The sequence below is a fragment of the Salmonella sp. A1325 genome (assembly GCF_056991255.1).
On record NZ_JAMLWO010000042.1, the window covers coordinates 1 to 312 of the forward strand.

At 65.4% G+C, this 312-nt stretch carries 1 pseudogene; it reads left to right on the plus strand.

The features are described from left to right. Positions 1-312: pseudogene (locus tag NAZ64_RS22440) on the plus strand (sodium-extruding oxaloacetate decarboxylase subunit alpha); the annotation flags it as partial.

Sequence of the window (312 nt, forward strand, 5' to 3'; positions counted from 1 at the left end):
AGCCAGCTGAAGCAGCAGAACGCGGCGGACAAACTCGACCAGGTGCTGGCGGAAATCCCCCGCGTGCGCGAGGACCTTGGCTTTATCCCGCTGGTGACCCCCACCTCGCAGATTGTCGGCACCCAGGCGGTGCTCAACGTCCTGACGGGCGAACGCTACAAAACCATTGCCAAAGAAACCGCCGGTATTCTGAAAGGCGAATACGGCCACACCCCGGTGCCGGTGAACGCCGCGTTACAGGCCCGCGTGCTGGAAGGGGGCGCTCCGGTGACCTGCCGCCCGGCGGACCTGCTGAAGCCGGAGCTGGCTGAA